The following is a 2,931-nucleotide window of genomic DNA, read 5'->3' as shown; positions in this document are numbered from 1 at the left end:
TCACCCTCAACGGCAAAAGGCAAGACACTTTTTGAACAGTTCTGTGCATTAGCAGGCTAAGTGTGTCCAAAATAAGTTTGTTTTTACGCTAAATAGTTTTTGCGACAGAACCTCTTTGAGCGTTAATCATTAATGGGTGGTCATCAATCCCTTTCGCCATAATCAATCCTCCCTTCAATCTAGTAAGTGTTCCACAAAACGTTCCACGCGGAACATAAGACAGTTACTGTATGAGATCTGCAAACAAGTCCTTGATGGTTTTCATGGGGAGGAACAAGGATAGCTCATCATAAACCATAAAGCCGCACTTCTCATAAAATGACAAAAGCGTTTTAGTCTTGGCATCCACAATCACTGCAGCACTACCCACCGAGTTAGCCACCACCAGTGAACGCATTAAAGCATCAATGATCAGCACGTTACCTAGCCCTTTACCATGCTCAGAAAGATCCACGGCTAATCGGTTAATGCGAATACAGGGGACGGCAAGCAGTCCTTTGTACTTCTTCATAAAGGCAGCGGGCAGTTTACACGTGTCTACCTCACAAGGCCCGATGCTATAAAAACCGCGAATGCGATTACGTTGCTCTCGACGGGTGAGTACAAAGGTCTGCGATAAGTACTTGAGGCCATGCTGGTTTGCCGTTCGTTGCAGATAATGGTTAAGGTCTTCATTGCCGCAATCAAACGCTTGTCGGTCATGAATATGGGTGTCTAATGCAATTGTTTTAAAGGGTAAGTCCGCCATCAAGCATCCGACCCCAAGTACTGCTTCAACGCATCTTTTAAATAGTCAGTAGGTTCTGGAGGATTTTCCAGTGCCTCAAAAAAGCGCTTGGCTTGCTCTTCATTGGGATACAGTCTTTTTTCCGCGTCAATGAGTGCCCGTGCCCGCTCAAGCGCAGCTTCAGCCACAAATGAGTTAATTGAGGTGGCACCAGATAAAGGTAGGGCCGAGTTAATCAGCTCGCGTTGTGTTTCATCCAATGTGGTTGTAATGCGTGACATGATCGCCTCCGATAGTATATGCGTGTCAATATAGCACACAATTAATTTGCGTGTCACTTTAACACGTCGGTAGTAATGGGCAATCCCGAACAGGTCCTGCACTTGTTAACTCAATCCTTTGTGATTTCTAGCTGGTAGCGAAGAGGGTGTCACTTTTCAGTATATTATACAATGCTACTATAGTAATACGTATTACCGATTTTGATAACATACTACGCCTGTCGCCCCAAAATAGCCGATAACTGCAATTACCGGCTATTTTTTCGAGGGGGTTGAGTATTCTGGAGTGGGGCAGGGGCGCTAAGGGCACTGGCACATGCATCAGTAGCTTCTGATGTACTGCTTGTGACTTAAAATTTATTCTTATATAGTACGTCAGTTAATTTATTTACAGGGGTTAATTTACTCTATATTTTCTTCGTGCTTTTGAATCAAGCTTTTACATTTAGGATCTTGAATAGAGTTAGTTATTTGCTTCTTACTACTCTTTACTAATCGTTCGAAGTCGTCATTTAAATCAAATTTATTATGTAATTTCTTTTGTATATCTTTTGCTTCTGCCGCAAATGCAGAGTTTAATGGTGAACAAATTTCAGTAATGTTAGCCCATGCATATGCATATGACTGTTTTTCTAGGTTGAAATTGTTTGATGATAAATATTTTGCTATTTCAAGCATTGACTTAATATGAGACTGATATGCTGCTTGGTGGTACCAATGTTGTGATTTTTTTAAGTTCTTCTTTACATATTTACCTTGAGAATACAACTTTGCTAAGTAGGATTGAGCTAATACATAATTGTTTGTAGCTGCTTTTTTAATATATGCTAATCCTGATGAATTATTTTCATTTAATAGTCTACGTCCATAAGAGTACTGAGCAGCATAATCTTCTAAATCAGCTATTCTTGAGAGCCAATATTTTGCCTGACTACCTTCTCCAAGGTAAGAAAAATGATTATATAGAATTTTCATAGATTCCATATCTCCACTCTCTGCGAGCTTTTTTACAGCAGGTAATCTATCTTCATCTATAATATTTGACTCTCCCATAGGAAGAGCCTTTAAACTTTCACCAAAACAATTGATGCAAAATAGACTTAGAATAAGTACTATAAACATTTTCTTTTGTGTAAAAAAATTCATAAACTACTCTTTATTTTTATTTGTTCCAAAATTGACCCACTCACCTGGTTCAGAATAAAGTGTTGGTCCTTTACGTATTCTGTAATCAGTAGCAACTGTAAGTAAGTAACCATTTGGAGCGGAAACAGAAGTATCCATATGCTCTGAGAGCTGTTCTCCTACAGAGTTTTTTCCTCTTCCTGTGTTACAGGAATACAGTCGGATTGGCATTCCAGGTTTCCATTTACCGCTATTTTTGATCTCATCTGCCAAGTCATCAGGATATAAGTCAACACGATTTGACTTTCCTTTTCGATCATCAGCAACATGAGTTGATCGATGATTTTCATCAGTATCACCATGAGCCCAAACTTGTAAAACTCCTGGTGTATCTGGAAATTTTTCTGCAGTATAAAGTAAACTAGGGCTTTCATCTTTCCCAAATAAAATAATCTTTTCTAATCCAAAAAAGTCAAAATACTTTATTGGATTCCCTTCAACATAAGCATAGGTATTCAACCCACCAGCAAGCCCAATGGGATCACTTTCGATGTATCTTCCAGTACTTGGATCGTAATCGCGAAAATAGTTGTAAACTAGGACGGCTTTGTGCGTCTGAGCCTAGCATCGGAGCACTTCGATGCAGTTTTCTGTTAAAGAGCGACCACCTCGATGCACTTTGATGCTTCGAGGTGATGTTGCTGTTAAGTGTATCAGCGGCTGAGGAAGAAGCATGCCCTGTTGTCGGTTAAGTTGAGAAAGAGGATGTCAGAATGAGTTGAGGTTAAGCAGCTAAAG

General features: G+C 39.7%; 4 protein-coding genes and 1 pseudogene. All 5 read right to left on the bottom strand.

Translation table 11 applies throughout. The annotated features are described in order from the left end of the window. Positions 1–223: 223 nt before the first annotated feature. A complete protein-coding gene (locus KCG35_RS24350) occupies positions 224–748 on the bottom strand; it encodes a GNAT family N-acetyltransferase (RefSeq protein WP_215822450.1) in 525 nt (174 codons plus the stop codon). Then, complete coding sequence (locus KCG35_RS24345) at positions 748–1,008, bottom strand: type II toxin-antitoxin system TacA family antitoxin (protein ID WP_215822449.1); 261 nt, start codon at positions 1,006–1,008, stop codon at positions 748–750. The genes KCG35_RS24350 and KCG35_RS24345 overlap by 1 nt, the downstream gene beginning before the upstream one ends. A gap of 402 nt (positions 1,009–1,410) precedes the next feature. Next, entirely contained in the window at positions 1,411–2,154 is a 744-nt protein-coding gene (locus KCG35_RS24340; RefSeq protein WP_215822448.1) for a tetratricopeptide repeat protein, read from the bottom strand. A 3-nt stretch (positions 2,155–2,157) separates the two neighbouring features. Continuing rightward, on the bottom strand, positions 2,158–2,583 hold the full coding sequence (locus KCG35_RS24335) for a DUF8616 domain-containing protein (protein WP_507236968.1): 426 nt from the start codon (positions 2,581–2,583) through the stop codon (positions 2,158–2,160). A 21-nt stretch (positions 2,584–2,604) separates the two neighbouring features. Then, positions 2,605–2,727, bottom strand: a pseudogene (locus tag KCG35_RS27260) (RHS repeat-associated core domain-containing protein); the annotation flags it as partial. Positions 2,728–2,931 lie beyond the last annotated feature (204 nt).

It is taken from the genome of Zooshikella harenae (assembly GCF_018837975.1).
Taxonomy (GTDB): Bacteria; Pseudomonadota; Gammaproteobacteria; order Pseudomonadales; family Zooshikellaceae; genus Zooshikella; species Zooshikella harenae.
Note: the sequence above shows the minus strand (reverse complement) of the source record. Positions and strands in the feature narration are given on the sequence as shown.

Bases quoted from the DNA above. Each gene is read 5' to 3' on its own strand.
- KCG35_RS24340 (WP_215822448.1), bottom strand. From the start codon at position 2,154: ATGAATTTTTTTACACAAAAGAAAATGTTTATAGTACTTATTCTAAGT.
- KCG35_RS24345 (WP_215822449.1), bottom strand. From the start codon at position 1,008: ATGTCACGCATTACAACCACATTGGATGAAACACAACGCGAGCTGATT.
- KCG35_RS24350 (WP_215822450.1), bottom strand. From the start codon at position 748: ATGGCGGACTTACCCTTTAAAACAATTGCATTAGACACCCATATTCAT.